The 22,381-nt window shown below is 53.9% G+C and carries 14 protein-coding genes, 4 tRNA genes, 3 rRNA genes and 1 riboswitch; of the genes, 4 read left to right on the plus strand and 17 right to left on the minus strand.

Annotated features, from left to right (window positions below):
- Window positions 1–13: 13 nt before the first annotated feature.
- Window positions 14–1,489 (minus strand): ketol-acid reductoisomerase, encoded by a 1,476-nt coding sequence (ilvC, locus tag AC6I8T_RS19960; protein ID WP_021184980.1) that lies wholly within the window; start codon window positions 1,487–1,489, stop codon window positions 14–16.
- Window positions 1,490–1,649: 160 nt separating this feature from the next.
- Between ilvC and ilvY the strand changes: the two genes are divergently transcribed.
- The gene (gene ilvY, locus AC6I8T_RS19965) at window positions 1,650–2,531 is read left to right on the plus strand and encodes an HTH-type transcriptional activator IlvY (protein ID WP_013510959.1); all 882 of its coding nucleotides are present in this window, start codon (window positions 1,650–1,652) and stop codon (window positions 2,529–2,531) included.
- Here ilvY and ilvA read toward each other — a convergent pair whose 3' ends face one another.
- The 6 genes from ilvA to ilvL all read right to left on the minus strand — a co-directional run bounded on the left by ilvA (window position 2,532) and on the right by ilvL (window position 9,090).
- Window positions 2,532–4,079, minus strand: coding sequence for a threonine ammonia-lyase, biosynthetic (gene ilvA, locus AC6I8T_RS19970; RefSeq protein WP_021184981.1), 1,548 nt, complete (start codon window positions 4,077–4,079; stop codon window positions 2,532–2,534).
- 3 nt (window positions 4,080–4,082) lie between these two features.
- Entirely contained in the window at window positions 4,083–5,933 is a 1,851-nt protein-coding gene (gene ilvD, locus AC6I8T_RS19975) for a dihydroxy-acid dehydratase (RefSeq protein WP_021184982.1), read from the minus strand.
- A 60-nt stretch (window positions 5,934–5,993) separates the two neighbouring features.
- Window positions 5,994–6,923, minus strand: a complete 930-nt coding sequence (ilvE, locus tag AC6I8T_RS19980; RefSeq protein ID WP_013510962.1) for a branched-chain-amino-acid transaminase — start codon at window positions 6,921–6,923, stop codon at window positions 5,994–5,996.
- A gap of 18 nt (window positions 6,924–6,941) precedes the next feature.
- Window positions 6,942–7,199, minus strand: a complete 258-nt coding sequence (gene ilvM / locus AC6I8T_RS19985) for an acetolactate synthase 2 small subunit (RefSeq protein ID WP_013510963.1) — start codon at window positions 7,197–7,199, stop codon at window positions 6,942–6,944.
- The gene (gene ilvG / locus AC6I8T_RS19990) at window positions 7,196–8,842 is read right to left on the minus strand and encodes an acetolactate synthase 2 catalytic subunit (RefSeq protein ID WP_208724385.1); all 1,647 of its coding nucleotides are present in this window, start codon (window positions 8,840–8,842) and stop codon (window positions 7,196–7,198) included. Before ilvG ends, ilvM begins: the two co-directional genes overlap by 4 nt.
- A 149-nt stretch (window positions 8,843–8,991) precedes the next feature.
- Window positions 8,992–9,090 (minus strand): ilv operon leader peptide, encoded by a 99-nt coding sequence (gene ilvL, locus AC6I8T_RS19995; protein WP_071783595.1) that lies wholly within the window; start codon window positions 9,088–9,090, stop codon window positions 8,992–8,994.
- 328 nt (window positions 9,091–9,418) lie between these two features.
- On the opposite strand from ilvL, the gene AC6I8T_RS20000 reads away from it, so the two are divergent.
- On the plus strand, window positions 9,419–10,939 hold the full coding sequence (locus AC6I8T_RS20000) for a YifB family Mg chelatase-like AAA ATPase (RefSeq protein ID WP_497834258.1): 1,521 nt from the start codon (window positions 9,419–9,421) through the stop codon (window positions 10,937–10,939).
- A gap of 25 nt (window positions 10,940–10,964) precedes the next feature.
- On the opposite strand, the gene AC6I8T_RS20005 is transcribed toward AC6I8T_RS20000, so the two are convergent.
- Window positions 10,965–11,303 carry a MaoP family protein gene (locus AC6I8T_RS20005; protein ID WP_013510966.1) on the minus strand — a complete coding sequence of 113 codons (339 nt, stop codon included), beginning with the start codon at window positions 11,301–11,303 and terminating at the stop codon, window positions 10,965–10,967.
- 121 nt (window positions 11,304–11,424) lie between these two features.
- On the opposite strand from AC6I8T_RS20005, the gene hdfR reads away from it, so the two are divergent.
- Window positions 11,425–12,246 carry an HTH-type transcriptional regulator HdfR gene (gene hdfR / locus AC6I8T_RS20010; protein ID WP_021184985.1) on the plus strand — a complete coding sequence of 274 codons (822 nt, stop codon included), beginning with the start codon at window positions 11,425–11,427 and terminating at the stop codon, window positions 12,244–12,246.
- Between the two features lie 169 nt (window positions 12,247–12,415).
- Here hdfR and AC6I8T_RS20015 read toward each other — a convergent pair.
- The 9 genes from AC6I8T_RS20015 to btuB form a co-directional block, all read right to left on the minus strand.
- Window positions 12,416–12,491 (minus strand) — tRNA-Trp (locus tag AC6I8T_RS20015).
- A 9-nt stretch (window positions 12,492–12,500) separates the two neighbouring features.
- Window positions 12,501–12,577: transfer RNA gene (locus tag AC6I8T_RS20020), tRNA-Asp, on the minus strand.
- A 74-nt stretch (window positions 12,578–12,651) separates the two neighbouring features.
- Window positions 12,652–12,767 (minus strand): 5S ribosomal RNA (gene rrf / locus AC6I8T_RS20025).
- Between the two features lie 105 nt (window positions 12,768–12,872).
- A 23S ribosomal RNA gene (locus AC6I8T_RS20030) occupies window positions 12,873–15,774 on the minus strand.
- 202 nt (window positions 15,775–15,976) lie between these two features.
- Window positions 15,977–16,052: transfer RNA gene (locus AC6I8T_RS20035), tRNA-Ala, on the minus strand.
- A gap of 108 nt (window positions 16,053–16,160) precedes the next feature.
- Window positions 16,161–16,237: transfer RNA gene (locus AC6I8T_RS20040), tRNA-Ile, on the minus strand.
- 74 nt (window positions 16,238–16,311) lie between these two features.
- Window positions 16,312–17,853, minus strand: a 16S ribosomal RNA gene (locus AC6I8T_RS20045).
- Together the 16S, 23S and 5S rRNA genes with 4 tRNA genes alongside form the textbook arrangement of a ribosomal RNA operon.
- A 368-nt stretch (window positions 17,854–18,221) precedes the next feature.
- The gene (murI, locus tag AC6I8T_RS20050; RefSeq protein WP_497834259.1) at window positions 18,222–19,076 is read right to left on the minus strand and encodes a glutamate racemase; all 855 of its coding nucleotides are present in this window, start codon (window positions 19,074–19,076) and stop codon (window positions 18,222–18,224) included.
- Entirely contained in the window at window positions 19,021–20,895 is a 1,875-nt protein-coding gene (gene btuB, locus AC6I8T_RS20055; RefSeq protein WP_208724388.1) for a TonB-dependent vitamin B12 receptor BtuB, read from the minus strand. The genes murI and btuB overlap by 56 nt, the downstream gene beginning before the upstream one ends.
- Window positions 20,896–20,963: 68 nt before the next feature.
- A riboswitch (cobalamin riboswitch) is annotated at window positions 20,964–21,141 on the minus strand.
- Between the two features lie 115 nt (window positions 21,142–21,256).
- On the opposite strand from btuB, the gene trmA reads away from it, so the two are divergent.
- Window positions 21,257–22,360 carry a tRNA (uridine(54)-C5)-methyltransferase TrmA gene (gene trmA / locus AC6I8T_RS20060; RefSeq protein ID WP_208724389.1) on the plus strand — a complete coding sequence of 368 codons (1,104 nt, stop codon included), beginning with the start codon at window positions 21,257–21,259 and terminating at the stop codon, window positions 22,358–22,360.
- Window positions 22,361–22,381: the final 21 nt, after the last annotated feature.

The following is a 22,381-nucleotide window of genomic DNA, read 5'->3' on the forward strand; positions in this document are numbered from 1 at the left end:
TGTCGCGAACGGATTAACCCGCTACGGCGATACGTTTCATGTCGGTCATGTAGCCACGCAGTTTGCGGCCAACCGCTTCGATCGGGTGCTGACGAATCGCTTCGTTCACGTCACGCAGCTGCGCGTTGTCTACCTGAGTGCCTTCCACTGCTTTGCCCAGGTCGCCCGGTTGCAGGGTGGTCATGAACTCTTTCAGCAGCGGTACAGCCGCGAAGGAGAACAGGTAGTTACCGTATTCTGCGGTATCCGAGATAACCACGTTCATTTCATACAGGCGCTTACGTGCAATGGTGTTAGCGATCAGCGGCAGCTCGTGCAGTGATTCATAGTAAGCAGACTCTTCAATGATGCCCGCGTCGATCATGGTTTCGAATGCCAGCTCAACGCCCGCTTTCACCATTGCAACCATCAGAACGCCTTTGTCGTAGTATTCCTGCTCTTCGATTTTACCTTCGAACTGCGGTGCGGTTTCGAACGCGGTTTTACCGGTCTCTTCACGCCAGGTCAGCAGGTTTTTGTCGTCGTTGGCCCAGTCAGCCATCATGCCGGAGGAGAATTCACCAGAGATGATGTCATCCATGTGCTTCTGGAACAGCGGAGCCATGATGCCTTTCAGCTGCTCAGACAGCGCGTAAGCACGCAGTTTAGCCGGGTTAGACAGACGATCCATCATCAGGGTGATGCCGCCGAACTTCAGGGATTCGGTGATGGTTTCCCAGCCGAACTGAATCAGTTTTTCAACGTAAGCCGCATCGTGGCCTTCTGCCACCAGCTTGTCGAAGCACAGCAGAGAACCGGCCTGCAACATACCGCACAGGATGGTCTGCTCACCCATCAGGTCAGATTTCACTTCCGCAACGAAAGAGGATTCCAGCACACCCGCACGGTCACCACCGGTCGCAGAGGCCCAGGCTTTAGCAATCGCCAGGCCTTCGCCTTTCGGATCGTTTTCCGGGTGAACTGCGATCAGGGTCGGCACACCGAAGCCACGCTTGTACTCTTCGCGCACTTCAGTACCCGGGCACTTCGGCGCCACCATGACCACGGTGATGTCTTTACGGATGGTTTCGCCCACTTCAACGATGTTGAAACCGTGTGAGTAGCCCAGCGCTGCGCCGTCTTTCATCAGCGGCTGTACCGCCTGAACTACAGCAGAGTGCTGCTTGTCTGGCGTCAGGTTAACCACCAGGTCAGCCTGCGGGATCAGCTCTTCGTAAGTACCCACTTTGAAGCCGTTATCGGTCGCTTTGCGGAAAGAAGCACGCTTCTCAGCGATCGCTTCGGCACGCAGGGCGTAAGCAATATCCAGACCGGAATCACGCATGTTCAGACCCTGGTTCAGGCCCTGAGCACCACAGCCAACGATGACGACTTTTTTCCCTTTCAGGAAGCTGGCGCCATCCGCGAATTCATCGCGCGCCATGAAACGACATTTGCCTAACTGCGCTAACTGGTTGCGCAGGTTCAAAGTGTTGAAGTAGTTAGCCATGGGTACTCCGGTTTGATGTTGTGTTTGCTTTGTTCAGTAACGACGCTGTTATCAGTGTCGCGAATGACCCCATCATATGACAGGAAATCTGTTGCTTAAATTGATATATTTACAAGGTCACATTGCAGGATTTGCAATATTACTTTGAGGTTACCCGCGCATGGATTTACGAGACCTGAAACTCTTCCTCCATCTGGCCGAGAGCTGCCACTTTGGCCGCACAGCACGCGCCATGCATGTCAGCCCATCTACCCTGTCGCGCCAAATCCAGCGCCTTGAGGAGGATGTCGGCCACGCGCTGTTTCTGCGTGATAACCGGACCGTGACACTCACCGAGGCCGGTGAACGGTTGCGTCAGTTTGCCCAGCAAACCCTGCTGCAATATCAACAACTGCGTCATGTGATGGACCTGAACGGCCCCTCGCTCAGTGGCGAGTTACGTCTGTTTTGTTCGGTCACGGCAGCCTATAGCCATTTGCCACCGATTCTCGACCGCTTTCGCGCCGAACATCCGCAGGTGGAGATCAAGCTCACCACCGGCGATGCCGCCGATGCGATTGAGATGGTGCAGTCTGGTGAGGCCGACCTGGCGATTGCCGGTCGCCCTGAATCGCTGCCCGCCAGCATAGATTTTACGCCACTTGGGCTGATTCCGCTGGTCCTGATCGCCCCGGCGTTGCCCTGCCCGGTGCGGAATCAGGCGACCCAGGACGAGCCTGACTGGTCGCTGATTCCGTTTATCCTGCCGGAACAAGGGCCTGCACGCCGGGGGATCGACCTGTGGTTTCGCCGCCGCCGCATTCCCAATCCGCTGATTTATGCCACGGTGTCGGGCCATGAGGCGATTGTGTCGATGGTGGCGCTGGGATGTGGCATTGCGCTGCTGCCGGACGTGGTACTGGAAAACAGCCCGGAACCGGTACGTAATCGCGTGTTGGTGCTGGAGAACGTCGAGTCGGTCGCGCCGCTCGAGCTGGGCGTTTGCGTACAAAAAAAGCGGCTCGGAGAGCCGCTTATCAATGCCTTCTGGAACCTGCTGTAGTTACTGACCGGCGAGGAAGAAGCGGAACGCCGGGTTATTGGCTTCGTCGTGGAAGTCATAACCCAGCGCCGTGAGATGCTCCTCAAAGCGCGGCTCATCATCACCCAGTTCAAACGCCGCCAGCACACGACCGTAATCGGTGCCGTGGCTGCGATAGTGGAACAACGAGATATTCCAGTGCGTACCGAGCGTTTGCAGGAACTTCAGCAACGCACCGGGTGCTTCCGGGAACTCGAAGCTGAACAGGCGCTCACGCAACGGTTTGGATGGACGACCACCGACCATGTAACGGACGTGCAGCTTGGCCATCTCATCGTCGGAGAGGTCCACCACGTTATAACCACCCTGCGTGAGCTGGCTGATGATTTCGCTACGTTCCTCCAGCCCGCGCGTCAAGCGCACGCCAACGAAGATGCAGGCGTTGTCGGCATCGGCGTAACGATAGTTGAACTCAGTGACGGAACGACCGCCCAGCGTCTGGCAGAACTTCAGGAAGCTGCCTTGTTGCTCAGGGATGGTGACCGCCAGCAACGCTTCACGCTGCTCGCCCAGTTCGCAGCGCTCGGAGACGTAGCGCAGACCGTGGAAGTTGACGTTGGCCCCCGACAGCACATGCGCCAGACGTTCGCCCTTGATGTTGTGCTGCTGGATGTATTTTTTCATCCCGGCCAGCGCCAGCGCCCCGGAAGGCTCCGCCACCGCACGCACATCCTCGAACAGATCTTTCATCGCGGCGCAAATAGCATCGCTGTCCACGGTGATGATGTCGTCCAGATACTCCTGGCACAGGCGGAAGGTTTCGTCGCCGATACGCTTCACCGCCACACCTTCAGCAAACAAACCGACACGCGCCAGATCAACCGGATGACCGGCATCCAGCGCCGCTTTCAGGCAGGCTGAATCTTCTGACTCAACGGCAATCACTTTAATCTGCGGCATCAGTTGCTTGATCAGCACCGCCACACCCGCCGCCAGACCACCGCCACCGACCGGTACGAAAACGCGATCGAGATGCGCATCCTGCTGCAACAGTTCCATCGCCAGCGTGCCCTGCCCGGCGATCACCGCCGGATGATCAAACGGGTGAACGAAGGTGTAACCTTGCTGCTCCGCCAGCTCAATCGCCTTGGCTTTTGCCTCGTCGAAGTTGGCACCAAACAGGTAAGCCTCACCGCCAAATGCGCGCACCGCATCAACCTTGATATCTGCCGTGGCCAGCGGCATCACAATCAGTGATTTGATGCCTAAGGTACTGGCTGAGAGGGCCACGCCCTGCGCGTGGTTGCCAGCGGATGCTGTCACCACGCCGCGCGCTTTCTGCTCCTCAGTCAGCCCGGCAATCATCGCGTAAGCCCCGCGCAGCTTGAAGCTGTGCACCGGCTGACGATCTTCACGCTTCACCAGAATGGTGTTGCCAAGACGCGATGAAATTTTTTCCATTTTCTGTAACGGCGTGACCTGTGCAATTTCGTACACCGGTGAACGCAATACCGCGCGCAAATACTCCGCGCCGCAAGGCGCCGCGGGTAGCGGTTGAGACTCAGCCATCTGTTAGCCTCCCAGCTTAGACTTATCGCGCACCGCGCCTTTGTCAGCGCTGGTCGCGAGTGATGCATAAGCACGCAGGGCGAAGGAAACCTGACGCTCACGGCCATGCGGCGTATACGCTGCATCACCACGGGCTTCTTCCTCTTCACGACGTGCGTGCAGTTCGTTTTCCGGCACCGCCAGCTTGATGCCACGGTTCGGGATGTCGATTTCGATGATGTCGCCGTCTTTCACCAGCGCGATGGTGCCGCCGTTGGCCGCTTCCGGTGAAGCGTGGCCGATAGACAGACCGGAGGTACCGCCTGAGAAACGACCATCGGTGATCAGCGCACAGCTTTTGCCGAGGCCCATCGATTTCAGGTAGGTGGTCGGATAGAGCATTTCCTGCATGCCCGGTCCACCTTTCGGCCCTTCGTAGCGAATCACCACAACATCGCCCGCGACCACTTTACCGCCGAGAATCGCTTCAACCGCATCGTCCTGGCTTTCGTAAACTTTGGCCGGGCCTTTGAAGGTGAGGATCTCTTTGTCCACACCAGCGGTTTTCACGATACAGCCATCTTCTGCCAGGTTGCCGTACAGCACCGCCAGACCACCGTCTTGCGAGAAAGCGAATTCACGGGTGCGGATACAACCTTCCTGACGGTCGTCATCCAGCGTGTCCCAACGGCAATCCTGCGAGAACGCCTGAGTGGTGCGAATACCGGCCGGACCGGCGCGGAACATCTTTTTCACCGCTTCGTCTTTGGTCAGCATGATGTCGTACTGATCCAGGGTTTCACGCAAGTTCAGACCCAGCACGTTGCGCACGTCAGTGTGCAACAGGCCAGCGCGATCCAGTTCACCGAGGATGCCGATTACGCCACCCGCGCGGTGCACATCTTCCATATGATATTTCTGGGTGCTCGGGGCCACCTTACACAGATGCGGCACTTTGCGTGACAGACGGTCGATATCAGAAATGTTGAAGTCGATTTCGCCTTCCTGCGCGGCGGCCAGCAGGTGCAGTACGGTGTTGGTGGAGCCGCCCATCGCGATATCCAGCGTCATGGCGTTCTCAAACGCGGCTTTGCTCGCGATATTACGCGGCAGTACGCGGGCATCATCCTGCTCGTAATATTGTTTGGTCAGGTTAACGATGCGCTTACCGGCATTGATAAACAGGTCCTTACGATCAGCATGGGTCGCCAACAGCGAACCGTTACCTGGCTGTGACAGACCCAGCGCTTCGGTCAGGCAGTTCATCGAGTTGGCGGTGAACATACCAGAACAGGAACCACAGGTCGGGCAGGCGGAACGTTCAATCTGCTCGCTATCGGCATCGCTGACGTTCGGGTTCGCACCCTGAATCATCGCATCCACCAGATCCAGCTTGATGATTTTGTCAGACAGCTTGGTTTTACCCGCTTCCATCGGGCCACCGGAAACGAAGATCACCGGAATGTTGAGGCGCAGCGAGGCCATCAGCATTCCCGGGGTGATCTTGTCGCAGTTGGAGATGCAGACCATCGCATCGGCACAGTGGGCGTTGACCATGTACTCGACGGAGTCAGCGATCAACTCGCGCGAAGGCAGTGAATACAGCATGCCGCCATGACCCATGGCGATACCGTCATCCACCGCAATGGTGTTGAACTCTTTAGCCACACCGCCAGCCGCTTCGATTTGTTCAGCGACCAGTTTGCCGAGATCGCGCAGGTGGACGTGGCCAGGCACGAATTGGGTGAATGAGTTGACCACGGCGATAATCGGCTTACCGAAATCGGCGTCGGTCATTCCTGTCGCGCGCCACAAGGCACGGGCACCCGCCATGTTACGGCCATGGGTGGTGGTGGCGGAACGGTACTTAGGCATGCTCTATTTACTCCAGTAAGGATAATGTCGCGGACGCTACTGCGTCCGCGAAAAAACGTGTTATGGGTTAACCTGGTCCAGCCAGCCCCATTTGTCTTCAGTTTCGCCAGTGAACAGGCCAAAGAATGCCTGCTGAATGCGTTTGGTCACCGGACCACATTTGCCTGCGCCCACCTGGATTCCGTCAACGCTGCGAACCGGAGTGATTTCCGCCGCAGTACCAGACATGAACACTTCGTCAGCCAGGTACAGTGATTCGCGTGACAGCACCTGCTCGCGAACTTCGATACCCATGTCTTTTGCCAGTTTGATGATGGCGTCACGGGTGATGCCCGGCAACGCAGAAGAAGTGAACGGCGGCGTGAACAGAATGCCATCTTTCACTTCGAACAAGTTTTCACCAGCACCTTCTGAAATATAGCCGTTGGTGTCGAGAGCGATACCTTCCTGATAGCCGTGGCGACGAGCTTCGCTACCCACCAGCAGAGAAGAAAGGTAGTTACCACCGGCTTTCGCTGCGGTCGGCAGGGTGTTCGGGGCTACGCGGTTCCATGAAGAAACCATCGCGTCGATGCCCTGCTCCAGCGCTTCAGCACCCAGGTAAGCACCCCAAGGGAACGCAGCGATGATCACATCGGTGGTGTAGCCATCTGGCGGGTTCACACCCAGGCCCACGTCGCCTACGAAGGCCAGAGGACGGATGTAAGCGCTTTTCAGTTTGTTGACGCGCAGCACTTCACGGCAGGCTTCCATCAGCTCATCTACGCTGGCTTTGATCGGGAAGCGGTAGATTTTGGCGGAGTCGTGCAGACGCTGCATGTGTTCACGATGACGGAACACCACCGGGCCTTTGTGTGAGTCGTAGCAACGCACGCCTTCAAACACCGAAGTACCGTAATGCAACGCGTGAGACATGACGCTGACCTTGGCGTCTTCCCACTTAACCATCTCCCCATTGAACCAAATAAAGTCTGCTTTCTTCGTACTCATTGTTATTTCCTTTCGCGACTAGGCACGGATTTGTTGTGTTGTCTGTTGTTGGATCTGGACGCAAGCGACATCCATCAGTTTGCTTAACTGCGAAGACAGTAAATCGACAGAGCGCTGGCTGGCAACGGTCATTTCGATATTAATATTTTCGGCATTCGCGGCTGATGCCATGTTCATGGTGCACACCTGGAAACCACGGTGGCGCACGACGCGCAAAATGCGCTCCAATATTTCAGGGCGGAAGCGCGCTTCGATAGACAATTGATGCTGGTTCATACGGTTTTCTCCATCATGTTTGCGTTGCTGGCACCAGGCGGTACCAAAGGCCAGACGTTTTCATGCTCATCAATCGCAACATGCAGGAAGTATGGACCTTCACTGTTCAGCAGAGCATCAAGGGCGGCGTCGACCTGATCTTTACGGCTAATGCGCTGGCCGGGGATATCAAAAGCGCTGGCCAGCGTGAGGAAATCGGGGTTATCAGTAAGGATGGTTTCGCTGTAGCGACCATCAAAGAACAGCTGCTGCCACTGGCGTACCATGCCGAGGCGCTGGTTATCCAGCAGCAGGATTTTAACCGGCAGTTTGCCGCGTTTAATGGTACCCAGCTCCTGAATGTTCATCATGATTGAGCCATCACCGGATACGCAGATGACGGTATCGTTCGGACGGGCCACCTGGGCACCTACCGCAGCCGGCAGGCCAAAGCCCATAGTGCCAAGGCCGCTGGAGGTAATAAAGTTTTCCGGCGCGCTGAATGACATATGCTGCGCTGCCCACATCTGATGCTGACCCACGTCAGTGGTCACCACTGCGCTGTCGGCTTTACGATCGGACAACTGCTTCAGCAGCAGCGGGGCATAGATTGCTTCGCCTGGATGATCGTAACGCCAGTTGAATTCGGCCTTCAGCGCTTTAACTTCGGTGCGCCATGCATCGATTTGCAGCGGCATGCTCAGCGCGGGCAGCACCTGATTCAAATCACCCTGCAACGAGACGTGCGCACGGCGCAGCTTGTTCAGTTCGGCGGGGTCGATATCAATATGGATAACGCTGGCGTGTGGCGCGAAGGTGTCCAGCTTACCGGTAACGCGGTCGTCAAAACGCGCACCAACCGCGATCAGCAAATCGCACTCCTGGACCGCCAGGTTAGCCGCTTTGGTGCCGTGCATCCCCAGCATGCCGAGATAAAGATCGCTGTTGGCATCCGCGCTACCCAAACCTTTCAGCGTGGCGACCATCGGGATGCCGGTATCGATCGCCATCGCACGTAACGCAGGGACTGCCTGCGCCATACCCACGCCACCACCGATATAAAGCATCGGTTTTTTCGCCTGCGCCATCAGGGCGCGCGCTTCCGCGATATGCTGCGGTGAATGGCTCAACGCCTCTTCAACCGGCAGCAGGTGCGGCGTGAGATCGCCATGAGCGATTTGGATGTCTTTCGGGATATCAACCAGTACCGGACCTGGGCGGCCAGACTGGGCGATGGCGAAGGCTTCAGCCATGACTGAAGGTAAATCATCAAGGGATTCAACGAGGAAGCTATGCTTGGTGCAGGCCAGTGACAAGCCGAGAACGTCAATTTCCTGGAACGCATCGGTGCCGATAAACGGAGAAGCAACCTGGCCGGTAATGGCAACCACCGGGATGGAGTCCATCATTGCATCGGCTAAGCCGGTGATCAGGTTAGTTGCGCCAGGGCCAGAGGTGGCAATACAGACGCCGGTCTTGCCAGTAGAGCGAGCATAACCAATCGCCGCCATCACTGCACCTTGCTCATGCCGACACAGTAGGTGTTCCACGCCGCCATCGTAGAGCGCATCGTACACTGGCATGATGGCACCGCCAGGATAACCAAACACTGTATCAACACCCTGCGCGCGTAAAGCCTGAACTACCCACTGTGCACCTGTCATGGTTATTCTCCTGTATCCCTGCGGGAACAACAGAATTTTATGCTACTGTTCATTATCTGTTCCTCGATGATTCGCTGATATTTTACCTGGTCGAAAAAAAACCCCCGGACCTTGCGGTGCGGGGGTTTTTCGAATTCCAGGCTTGATTTTTAAGCCTTTCTTTCTCCAAGCGTAGCCCCGCACGGTGGGATAATAATCACCACCACGCTAATCACGACTAGGCTAATCACTTGTAGAAGGGCTTTCATGTGTTGTTCGTTTTTTCGATTGTTCGAAGTAATACCTACAGAGTTACCATAGTTATCCGGGCATTGACAATAATTTTCATCAGAAATTTTTATGACGCAACGGCACGAAAGTGGTTATCACCTTGTAAGTAAACGGTTATTTGTATTTGTGATAAATATTCATTACGACCGCGTCGTAACATTCAATTTCGTTCTGAGAACCAGCATCCAAAATACGTGAACAGGCAGAAATTCGCAGCGAAATGATGGAACCCTGCGCGTAATTCTGATCATCCCGATTAGGCCTTCCTTATAAAGCCCTGCAAGATAGAACCAACAAGGAGTGGTTATGTCTTTATCAAGGGTTTTGACACGCGCGGCGCTGGGTGTGCAGGCACCGCTGGTAACGGTGGAAGTGCATATTAGCAACGGCCTGCCTGCCTTAACGCTGGTGGGTTTACCAGAAACCACGGTAAAAGAAGCGCGTGAGCGGGTGCGCAGCGCTATCATCAACAGCGGATTTACCTTTCCGGCAAAGCGCATCACCATCAATCTCGCCCCTGCAGATCTCCCTAAAGAAGGTGGGCGCTACGACCTGCCGATCGCCATTGCGATTCTCGCCGCCTCAGAGCAGCTTCCTGACGCGAAACTCGGGCAATATGAATTCCTGGGTGAATTAGCACTGAACGGGGCGCTGTATGGCGTTCAGGCTGCCATTCCTGCGGCTATGGCCGCCCTCCAGGCGGGTAGACAAATGGTACTCTCTGAACAGAATCAACAGGATGTAGGTTTAATTCAGCAAGGCACAACCCTGATTGGTAAACATCTGCTGGAGATTTGCGCCTTTCTGCATAATCAGACGGAGTTACCCATTGCTCGTTATCAGCCTGACAGCATCGACAACGACAGCCAGGATCTGAGCGATATTATTGGGCAGGAACAAGGACGACGGGCATTGGAGATTACCGCCGCAGGCGGTCACAATTTGCTGCTGCTGGGTCCGCCGGGAACCGGGAAAACCATGCTGGCCACACGCTTGCCCGGCATTATGCCCCCGTTGAATGACCAGGAGGCACTGGAGTGTGCGGCTATCGCCAGCCTGGTCAGTAGCGGCAACCTTCAACAACAATGGCGTAAACGCCCCTTCCGCGCACCACATCATAGCGCTTCGCTGTATGCATTGATTGGCGGCGGTTCCTTACCCCGTCCGGGTGAAATTTCGCTGGCGCACAATGGTGTCCTTTTTCTGGATGAGTTACCTGAGTTCGAACGTCGGGTACTGGATGCGCTACGCGAGCCGATTGAGTCCGGTGAGATTGCCATCTCTCGCACCCGCGCCAAAGTTACCTATCCAGCGCGTTTTCAGTTAATTGGCGCAATGAACCCCAGCCCAACTGGCCATTATCAGGGAAACCATAACCGATGTACTCCACAGCAGGTATTGCGCTATCTGAGCCGTCTTTCCGGCCCTTTTCTTGACCGTTTTGATCTCTCCCTCGAAGTGCCGCTGTTACCCAGCGGTACACTTAGCCAGAAACAGCAGCGCAGTGAGAGTAGCGCAGAGGTGCTACAACGTGTGGTTGCGGCACGGCAACGTCAAATCAACCGCAGTGGGAAAGTGAACGCATATCTTTCGAATGCAGAAATACAGCGCTGGTGTGAGCTGGTTGAAGAAGATGCAAAGTGGCTTGAAGAGGTGCTGAATTCACTTGGCCTGTCAGTGCGTGCCTGGCAACGTATTCTGAAGGTGGCGAGAACGATAGCCGATTTGGCAGGAGAGGCGCGAATTACCCGGCATCATATTCAGGAAGCGGTAGGGTATCGCAGTATTGATCGCTTGATGATTTTTCTACACAAAAGTCTGGAGTAAAAAAACGGGGCCAATGCCCCGTTTCTTAATCTTCGCTGTCGCTGTAATCTTCGACGCTGTCCATTTGCGGCTTACCGCCGGAGAGCGTGTGAAAACGCTTAGGACGCTTGATACGTGCGGTATATTTCGACCATACACGCTCCGCTTCCGTTTGCGGCTCACGAATACCACGACATACTTCAATAAATAAACGTTCTTCTTCCGTCACTGGCTCACGCTTTGCCAGGTCCAGTTCATTAAAGGCAAAACCGTGGCGCTCAAGAAGCGTAGCTTCTTTAATGGTGAAATCACCATGACGCGAAAAACCACGAGGGTAATGCTTGTTATCAAAGAAACGATTCGTTGTTGCGAAGCTATCCGCCATTTTACACGCTCCTGATTCTCATATGGCCGTGCTATTTATGGCGCGGAGTATTAGATAGGCTTGACAGAGTGTAAAACAAAACATTTAAATCAATACGACAAACATTTTTTGGGAGAATGCTGTGGATACGGAATTACTGAAAACTTTCCTCGAAGTGAGCAGAACTCGCCATTTCGGGCGTGCTGCTGAAGCGCTTTACCTCACGCAATCTGCCGTTAGTTTTCGCATTCGCCAACTGGAAAACCAGCTGGGCGTTAACCTTTTTACGCGCCATCGTAATAACATTCGGCTGACTTCTGCGGGCGAGCGCTTATTACCTTACGCAGAAAGCCTGATGAGTACCTGGCTGATGGCAAAAAAGGAAGTCTCCCATACACAGCAGCATCATGAGCTTTCTATCGGGGCCAGCGCATCGCTGTGGGAGGCTTATCTAACCCCCTGGTTACAATCGCTTTATGAGAACAGAGAAAGCCTTCATCTTGAAGCGCGTATTGCGCAACGGCATTTGCTGGTGAAGCAGTTACATGAGCGGCAGCTTGATCTTTTAATCACCACCGAAGCGCCAAAGATGGATGAATTGACCAGCCAGCAAATTGGCCACATTTCACTCGCATTATTTCGTGCGCGTAAAACTGAGAAGCGTGAAAAATATGATTACATCAAACTGGAATGGGGAGCAGATTTTCACCAACATGAAAACTATCTGTCCAGTGATGACGTTCCGGTATTAACGACAACATCGGCGCATGTTACCCGAGAATTGCTGCATACGACTGGTGCTTGCGCGTTTTTGCCTGATTTTTGGCATAGCATTTACAGCGATCTGATGGTTATTCCTGATACGCCTGTCGCTGTCAGACCACTATATGCGGTCTGGCTACAAAATAGTGATCAGCAGGCGCATATTCGCCAGTTGCTCAAATATCCGGTATTAACACATTGATGTAATAAAATCAGAAGGGTTTGAGTGGATATTGGTGAAGCTCAATTCCCTCCATCACTAAACGATCTGAGCATTTTGTGCTGGAGAAAAGTATCCAGGAGAGGGTAGTGAAAATATGCAGGTTATTTTAGGCAAAAAAAATCCTTTGCCTAAGCAAAGGATTGTTTTCTGGCAGGGGCGGAGGGACTCGAACCCCCAACACCCGGTTTTGGAGACCGGTGCTCTACCAATTGAACTACGCCCCTAAATGAGGGTGGCGGTGCGGACGGGACTCGAACCCGCGACCCCCGGCGTGACAGGCCGGTATTCTAACCGACTGAACTACCGCACCACCGAATACTGCATTACCAGCGGGGTCTCGCTGATAACCGGTGTTACCTTTTCAGGTAAATACCTTAAATTGATGCCTGGCAGTTCCCTACTCTCGCATGGGGAGACCCCACACTACCATCGGCGCTACGGCGTTTCACTTCTGAGTTCGGCATGGGGTCAGGTGGGACCACCGCGCTACAGCCGCCAGGCAAATTCTGTTTATCCGCACCGCCCTCGCAGGCCATACGAATCAATCCGTTCGAACAATGCTGAAAATTCTCGCGTCTCTCAACTCAAAACGCCTCTGGCGTTGTAAGGTTAAGCCTCACGGGTCATTAGTACCGGTTAGCTCAATGCATCGCTGCACTTACACATCCGGCCTATCAACGTCGTCGTCTTCAACGTCCCTTCAGGACTCTCAAGGAGTCAGGGAGAACTCATCTCGGGGCAAGTTTCGTGCTTAGATGCTTTCAGCACTTATCTTTTCCGCACTTAGCTACCGGGCAATGCCATTGGCATGACAACCCGAACACCAGTGGTGCGTTCACTCCGGTCCTCTCGTACTAGGAGCAACCCCCCTCAATTCTCCAGCGCCCACGGCAGATAGGGACCGAACTGTCTCACGACGTTCTAAACCCAGCTCGCGTACCACTTTAAACGGCGAACAGCCGTACCCTTGGGACCTACTTCAGCCCCAGGATGTGATGAGCCGACATCGAGGTGCCAAACACCGCCGTCGATATGAACTCTTGGGCGGTATCAGCCTGTTATCCCCGGAGTACCTTTTATCCGTTGAGCGATGGCCCTTCCATTCAGAACCACCGGATCACTATGACCTGCTTTCGCACCTGCTCGAGCCGTCACTCTCGCAGTCAAGCTGGCTTATGCCATTGCACTAACCTCCTGATGTCCGACCAGGATTAGCCAACCTTCGTGCTCCTCCGTTACACTTTGGGAGGAGACCGCCCCAGTCAAACTACCCACCAGACACTGTCCGCAGCCCGGATTACGGGCCTACGTTAGAACATCAAACATTAAAGGGTGGTATTTCAAGGTTGGCTCCATGCAGACTGGCGTCCACACTTCAAAGCCTCCCACCTATCCTACACATCAAGGCTCAATGTTCAGTGTCAAGCTATAGTAAAGGTTCACGGGGTCTTTCCGTCTTGCCGCGGGTACACTGCATCTTCACAGCGATTTCAATTTCACTGAGTCTCGGGTGGAGACAGCCTGGCCATCATTACGCCATTCGTGCAGGTCGGAACTTACCCGACAAGGAATTTCGCTACCTTAGGACCGTTATAGTTACGGCCGCCGTTTACCGGGGCTTCGATCAAGAGCTTCTCCTTACGGATAACCCCATCAATTAACCTTCCGGCACCGGGCAGGCGTCACACCGTATACGTCCACTTTCGTGTTTGCACAGTGCTGTGTTTTTAATAAACAGTTGCAGCCAGCTGGTATCTTCGACTGGCTTCAGCTCCGGGAGCAAGTCCCTTCACCTAATGCCAGCGTGCCTTCTCCCGAAGTTACGGCACCATTTTGCCTAGTTCCTTCACCCGAGTTCTCTCAAGCGCCTTGGTATTCTCTACCTGACCACCTGTGTCGGTTTGGGGTACGATTTCGTGTTACCTGGAGCTTAGAGGCTTTTCCTGGAAGCAGGGCATCAGTTACTTCACCACCGTAGTGGCTCGTCATCACGCCTCAGCCTTAAAGCATTCCGGATTTGCCTGGAATGCAAGCCTACACGCTTAAACCGGGACAACCGTCGCCCGGATAACCTAGCCTTCTCCGTCCCCCCTTCGCAGTAACACCAAGTACAGGAATATTAACCTGTTTCCCATCGACTACGCTTTTCAGCCTCGCCTTAGGGGTCGACTCACCCTGCCCCGATTAACGTTGGACAGGAACCCTTGGTCTTCCGGCGAGCGGGCTTTTCACCCGCTTTATCGTTACTTATGTCAGCATTCGCACTTCTGATACCTCCAGCAGACCTCACAGTCCACCTTCAGCGGCTTACAGAACGCTCCCCTACCCAACAACACATAGTGTCGCTGCCGCAGCTTCGGTGCATGGTTTAGCCCCGTTACATCTTCCGCGCAGGCCGACTCGACCAGTGAGCTATTACGCTTTCTTTAAATGATGGCTGCTTCTAAGCCAACATCCTGGCTGTCTGGGCCTTCCCACATCGTTTCCCACTTAACCATGACTTTGGGACCTTAGCTGGCGGTCTGGGTTGTTTCCCTCTTCACGACGGACGTTAGCACCCGCCGTGTGTCTCCCGTGATAACATTCTCCGGTATTCGTAGTTTGCATCGGGTTGGTAAGCCGGGATGGCCCCCTAGCCGAAACAGTGCTCTACCCCCGGAGATGAGTTCACGAGGCGCTACCTAAATAGCTTTCGGGGAGAACCAGCTATCTCCCGGTTTGATTGGCCTTTCACCCCCAGCCACAAGTCATCCGCTAATTTTTCAACATTAGTCGGTTCGGTCCTCCAGTTAGTGTTACCCAACCTTCAACCTGCCCATGGCTAGATCACCGGGTTTCGGGTCTATACCCTGCAACTTAACGCCCAATTAAGACTCGGTTTCCCTGCGGCTCCCCTATACGGTTAACCTTGCTACAGAATATAAGTCGCTGACCCATTATACAAAAGGTACGCAGTCACACCCGAAGGTGCTCCCACTGCTTGTACGTACACGGTTTCAGGTTCTGTTTCACTCCCCTCGCCGGGGTTCTTTTCGCCTTTCCCTCACGGTACTGGTTCACTATCGGTCAGTCAGGAGTATTTAGCCTTGGAGGATGGTCCCCCCATATTCAGACAGGATACCACGTGTCCCGCCCTACTCATCGGACTCACAATCTGTGCATTTTCATGTACGGGGCTGTCACCCTGTATCGCGCGACTTTCCAGACGCTTCCATTAACACACAAACTGATTCAGGTCCTGGGCTGTTCCCCGTTCGCTCGCCGCTACTGGGGGAATCTCGGTTGATTTCTTTTCCTCGGGGTACTTAGATGTTTCAGTTCCCCCGGTTCGCCTCGTTAACCTATGTATTCAGTTAACGATAGTGCATAAATGCACTGGGTTTCCCCATTCGGACATCGTCGGCTGTTGCGGTTCATATCACCTTACCGACGCTTTTCGCAGATTAGCACGTCCTTCATCGCCTCTGACTGCCAGGGCATCCACCGTGTACGCTTAGTCGCTTAACCTCACAACCCACAGACGTTTTCACGCATGCAGACTGCAAGCATTTGAGAGACTCGAACACATCGCTTTCATTTCTTATTACGGAGAAATGAAACAACGTGTCGTTTCAAATTTTCAGCTTGTTCCGGATTGTTAAAGAGCAATAACTTCGCAATGCACTCGAAAATGCATTCGGAAGTTTTTTTATCAACGTGGGGTCGTTGATGGTGGAGCTAAGCGGGATCGAACCGCTGACCTCCTGCGTGCAAGGCAGGCGCTCTCCCAGCTGAGCTATAGCCCCAATGATTCGCAAAACCCTTCACCCAATTCTTTCGAGTTCAAGGCGTGACGACGCGAAGCATACATCAGGTATGCGGGTCGTTGTCACAACGCAGAAGTCGGGAGAATTTGGTAGGCCTGAGTGGACTTGAACCACCGACCTCACCCTTATCAGGGGTGCGCTCTAACCACCTGAGCTACAAGCCTGCCGAGGGTTTTACTGCTTCTTTAAATTTCATCAGACAATCTGTGTGAGCACTTCGAAGGAAAGTATCTTCAGGTAAGGAGGTGATCCAACCGCAGGTTCCCCTACGGTTACCTTGTTACGACTTCACCCCAGTCATGAATCACAAAGTGGTAAGCGCCCTCCCGAAGGTTAAGCTACCTACTTCTTTTGCAACCCACTCCCATGGTGTGACGGGCGGTGTGTACAAGGCCCGGGAACGTATTCACCGTAGCATTCTGATCTACGATTACTAGCGATTCCGACTTCATGGAGTCGAGTTGCAGACTCCAATCCGGACTACGACGCACTTTATGAGGTCCGCTTGCTCTCGCGAGGTCGCTTCTCTTTGTATGCGCCATTGTAGCACGTGTGTAGCCCTGGCCGTAAGGGCCATGATGACTTGACGTCATCCCCACCTTCCTCCGGTTTATCACCGGCAGTCTCCTTTGAGTTCCCGACCGAATCGCTGGCAACAAAGGATAAGGGTTGCGCTCGTTGCGGGACTTAACCCAACATTTCACAACACGAGCTGACGACAGCCATGCAGCACCTGTCTCACGGTTCCCGAAGGCACTAAGGCATCTCTGCCAAATTCCGTGGATGTCAAGGCCAGGTAAGGTTCTTCGCGTTGCATCGAATTAAACCACATGCTCCACCGCTTGTGCGGGCCCCCGTCAATTCATTTGAGTTTTAACCTTGCGGCCGTACTCCCCAGGCGGTCGACTTAACGCGTTAGCTCCGGAAGCCACGCCTCAAGGGCACAACCTCCAAGTCGACATCGTTTACAGCGTGGACTACCAGGGTATCTAATCCTGTTTGCTCCCCACGCTTTCGCACCTGAGCGTCAGTCTTTGTCCAGGGGGCCGCCTTCGCCACCGGTATTCCTCCAGATCTCTACGCATTTCACCGCTACACCTGGAATTCTACCCCCCTCTACAAGACTCTAGCCTGCCAGTTTCGAATGCAGTTCCCAGGTTAAGCCCGGGGATTTCACATCCGACTTGACAGACCGCCTGCGTGCGCTTTACGCCCAGTAATTCCGATTAACGCTTGCACCCTCCGTATTACCGCGGCTGCTGGCACGGAGTTAGCCGGTGCTTCTTCTGCGGGTAACGTCAATGATGATGCGTATTAAACATCATCCCTTCCTCCCCGCTGAAAGTACTTTACAACCCGAAGGCCTTCTTCATACACGCGGCATGGCTGCATCAGGCTTGCGCCCATTGTGCAATATTCCCCACTGCTGCCTCCCGTAGGAGTCTGGACCGTGTCTCAGTTCCAGTGTGGCTGGTCATCCTCTCAGACCAGCTAGGGATCGTCGCCTAGGTGAGCCGTTACCCCACCTACTAGCTAATCCCATCTGGGTTCATCCGATGGTGTGAGGCCCGAAGGTCCCCCACTTTGGTCTTGCGACGTTATGCGGTATTAGCTACCGTTTCCAGTAGTTATCCCCCTCCATCGGGCAGATCCCCAGACATTACTCACCCGTCCGCCACTCGTCACCCAAGGAGCAAGCTCCTCTGTGCTACCGTTCGACTTGCATGTGTTAGGCCTGCCGCCAGCGTTCAATCTGAGCCATGATCAAACTCTTCAATTTAAAGTTTGATGCTCAAAGAATTAAACTTCGTAATGAATTACGTGTTCACTCTTGAGACTTGATATTTTTTAAGTCCGTAGACTTTTGATATCAATCCTGCGAGTGCCCACACAGATTGTCTGATAAATTGTTAAAGAGCAGTGCCACATTTCTCGTGTGGCGCGGGTTGCGTATATTACGCTTTCCGCGTTTTCAGTCAAGCATTTATTTTTGCTTTTCTGAAGGTTGCCACTTAAGGCGACCGCACCAACACATCGCTTCGTAAGCCGTTGTTCCGTGTCAGTGGAGGCGCATTATAGGGAGTTCTTTGAGGCTGACAAGCGCTAAATGCAAATTAATTTCTGAGTGCTGTTTTTTTCAACGAAACATCACAAAAGCGCCAGTTTTTCCATCAATGGGAAGCCATAACGTTGCAGAACCGGTGATAATTGCAGCACTTCTTCATTCATCTGCGTACAAAATGCCATGTTAGGCGCATCAGAAAGCGCAACAGGTGCCGCATGCTCCAACAACCAGGCGGTACGACGCGCAATTGCCGCGCCGGAATCCACCAGCCGCGTCCCTTCCGGCAACACCAACTGCAACTCGTCACGCAGCAGAGGAAAATGAGTACAGCCTAACACTACCGTATCGGGCGGCTCTTTCATCCGCAGCCAGGGTTGCACCACACGACGTACATCCTCCAGCAGCACCTCTTCACCGTGCAGCTTTGCCTCGGCCAGCTCTACCAATTCTGCCGAGCCCAGCATCTTGATTTGGCATTCGCGAGCGAATTGCGCCACCAGTTCGTGTGTATAAGGACGTTTTACCGTACCGCGTGTCGCCAGCAAACCCACTACCCCATTACGCGTTAAGCGTGCGGCAGGTTTAATGGCGGGCACCACCCCGACCACCGGGAAGTCAAACTTTGCACGCAGGGCTGGCAAAGAAACTGTACTGGCCGAGTTACAGGCAATCACCACCAGCGCCAGTGGAAAGCGCCGCGTAATCGCCTCAACGATCGCCACAACGCGATCGACAATATAGGTTTCGGTTTTTTCACCGTAAGGAAAACCTTCATTGTCGAAGGCGTAGAGATAATGGAGATTCGGCAGCAATTGCCGAATCTCCTCATAGACGGAGAGCCCACCGACGCCAGAGTCAAAAACCAGCACGGTGGGACGCAGATCAGAAGCTGTAGCTGGCGCTGAGGTAGTACTCCGTTCCTGGAGTTTGGTAGCCATACACTGTCTCGTAGTCTTTATCGAACAGGTTGGCAATTCTACCACGAACGGTGAGCTGAGAGGTGACCGGATACGATACCGCCAGATCCCATAAACTTACGCCGCCCAATTTAATGCGCTGTGCCGTATAGGAGTGGTTGTAATCGTTGTCGTAACGCTCACCGAGGTAGTGATAGGTGATGGACCAGTCGAAATTGAAGACCGTCCAGTCGAGCTGGTATTTCACCTGCTGCTTAGCACGACGCAACAATTGCTGATTGGTCTCGGCATCACGCGCGTCAACATAGTCATAAGAAACGGTATGACTCAGTGGACCGGTATCGAAAGACGCCGTGGCTTCCACACCTTTAATACGCGCTTTATCGATGTTGTAGTAAACATAGGTGTTCGGATCGCTATCAATCAGGTTATCGATGTCATTGCGATAGCCCGACACACGCCAGTTGACCGGCCCGGTTAAACCTTCAAAACCACTTTCCCACTGCTTGCTTTCTTCCGGCTTCAGATTTGGGTTGCCATAAGTCTGGCTATAAAGCTGGGCCAGATTCGGCGCTTTATAGGCGGTCGCGTAAGAGGCAAACACGCGATAACCATCAACAAACTCCCAGGCGGCGCTGCTCTGCCAGGTGTTATGCCAGCCAAAGGCATTGTTGTCATCTCCGCGCACGGCGCCTTCCAGCGTCACGCTACCAAACTGCTGTTGAGCGGTGGCGTATATACCGGTGTTACGTTGTTCCTGGCCTTCAACGGTAGAATTGGTGCCTGGTTCTGAGGTTTGTTTCTGCCAGTCAACACCGCCACTCACCGTACCATGCCCCACCTGTACCGAGTTGCCCCATTGCAGGTTGTATTGCTGGACATCATTCAGCGACGCCGTGGCGTCATATTTGCCAAGCTGTGGGCTGTAGTTGTAATCCTTGGTATGACTGTAGCTGGCAATCAGCTGCGATGAATAGATACCCTGGTTGAAGCGCAGTCCGGTATCCCAGGTCTGGCTGTAGAGCTGGCGGGTATCGACAAAGGTGTTGGGTTCCACATAAGTGGGATAGCCATCATAAGCGGTGCGGTTGTCAAAACCATAACCGCGTACGAAACCGCTGAACTGATCGCTAAACTGATGCTCCAGCGAACCGTACAGCGTTTTGCTCATGAAACCGTCGCGGTCTTTCTGCGCCGGATCGCCATAGATGTCGGGCAGGTTTGCCACCACATCGTAGCCTTTGGTGTAGGTATAGTTGCCCGCCAGCGTCAGCTTAGTCGCATCGCCCAGTTGCTGCTGGGTAGAGCCATCGTAGCTCTGGTAGCCTTTCGACCCAACGCCTGCGGTCAGCGTGGTACCGTTTTTATCACGACCCGTGATGATGTTCACCACACCACCAATCGCGTCAGAACCATACACCGCCGAACGCGCGCCACGAATATATTCGATGCGTTGTACCAGCGAGAGTGGAATCTGGCTGAGATCGGACGATCCGGAAATGCCTGCCTGATTCAAACGAATACCGTCAATCAGAATCAGGACGTGGCTGGAGTTGGTGCCACGAATAAACATGGAGCTGCTTTGGCCCATGCCACCGTTTTGCGCAATATCCACGCCAGGCAGGCGACGCATCACATCCGTGAGGCTTTTTGCCTGCCAGCGGTCAATGTCTTCGCGGGTAACAACTGTCGTGGGCGCCAGCACGGAAGAAACTGGCTGTGAAAAACGATTAGCGGTAACGATTTGCGTATCATCATCCTGCTGGGCATAGCCAAATTGCGCCCAGAGGGACACCGCCGTTGCACTGAAGGCAAACAGCGAAGCATGTGTTTTTTTCATTGTTATAGCATCCAAAAGACAAAGCAGGATGCCGCAGGCATACGATCGATAGCACGCGATGACCGTACGAATTGCGACGTCACACCGGCAGGTCTTCGGGCTGAGAATCATTAATGGTGAAGACTTCCCATCCCGCAGGACAGTGTCTGCATCAGCAATCACCACGACATTCTTTACCGCTGCGCGTCAGCTCCAGATTCACACTGGATTCCCTTTTAACTCAAGGAGGCCGGCCGTCGCAGTCTACGGACAAGAAGGCCAGAAATCCAGACTTCCAGCCATCTTCTTTTGCACAAGGCTGGACAACAGCAATCGAATGCCTACAATCGCCCGGCAAGCAGGCTTATTACCAGGATTGAAGATGACACCCGAACAGCTCCCGATTGAACAATATGACGCGCAACTGGCAGAAAAAGTCAGCCGTTTACAGGCGATGATGGCACCGTTTGCTGCGCCAGAGGTGGAGGTGTTCCGTTCACCGGTCAGTCACTACCGTATGCGAGCCGAATTCCGCATCTGGCATGATGGCGACGATCTGTATCACATCATCTTTGATCAGCAGACCAAACAGCGTATTCGCGTCGATCAATTTCCGGCCGCCAGCGAGTTGATCAACCAACTGATGCCCAAAATGATCAACGCTGCCCGTGATAACCGTGCACTGCGCCATAAATTGTTTCAGATCGATTACCTGTCGACCCTCAGCAATCAGATCGTTATTTCCCTGCTCTACCACCGCAAACTGGAAGAGGAGTGGCAACTGGCAGCCAGCGCATTACGTGACGCCCTGCGCGCCGAAGGTTTTGATGTGCAGTTGATTGGGCGCGCGACCAAAACCAAAATTTGTCTCGATCGCGATTACATCGATGAGCGTCTGCCGGTGGCGGGCAAAGAACTGATTTATCGTCAGGTGGAGAACAGTTTTACCCAGCCGAATGCCGCGATGAATATTCAGATGCTGGAGTGGGCGCTGGACGTGACGCAAAACGCGCGCGGAGACCTGCTGGAGCTGTATTGCGGCAACGGTAATTTCTCCCTGGCGCTGGCGCGTAATTTCCGTCGTGTATTAGCCACCGAAATTGCCAAACCCTCGGTAGCCGCCGCGCAGTTCAACATCGCCGCTAACCACATTGATAACGTGCAAATCATCCGTATGGCCGCCGAGGAATTTACTCAGGCAATGAACGGCGTGCGTAGCTTTAACCGACTGGAAGGCATTGACCTACAAAGTTATCAATGTGAAACCATTTTCGTCGACCCTCCGCGTAGCGGGCTGGATGCCGAAACGGTCAAGATGGTGCAGGCTTATCCACGTATCCTCTATATATCCTGCAATCCACAAACGCTATGCGATAACCTCGCCACGCTGGCAGAAACCCATGAGGTTGCACGTCTCGCGTTGTTTGATCAGTTCCCCTATACCCATCATATGGAAAGCGGCGTACTTTTGACGCGCAAAGCCTAATAAAAAACGGGAACCCTGAGG

It is taken from the genome of Pantoea sp. X-Soil-OKNW-556, from assembly GCF_059730695.1.